Below are 255 nucleotides of genomic sequence, written 5' to 3' on the forward strand. Positions count from 1 at the left end.
CTGATAAAGCAGGCTGCAAGTGTTCATGCCAGTTGCATGGATCGCGCAACCAACAATAAAAAACAAACGGGGATACAGGGCATGAATAAGTTCAGGCTTAGTCTGCTCACGCTTGCTATGGCAGGGGTGGGTAGTCTGGCGTGTTCTGCTGTTGCACAAACGGCACAGCAGGCACCACAATCAGCAAATCAACAAGCAGCAGAAGATAATGCCGCTTCCCAGCAAGCGTTAGACAGCGTTGAAGTAATTCAGGTG

The 255-nt window shown here is 49.8% G+C and carries 1 protein-coding gene; it reads left to right on the top strand.

Annotation, left to right across the window (positions count from 1 at the left end; genetic code table 11):
* Positions 1–36: 36 nt before the first annotated feature.
* Positions 37–255: hypothetical protein (locus R0J87_RS22395; protein ID WP_498889075.1), on the top strand; the 219-nt coding region annotated here is incomplete at its 3' end.

This window comes from Halomonas sp. SIMBA_159, assembly GCF_046536035.1.
Classification (GTDB): domain Bacteria; phylum Pseudomonadota; class Gammaproteobacteria; order Pseudomonadales; family Halomonadaceae; genus Vreelandella; species Vreelandella venusta_A.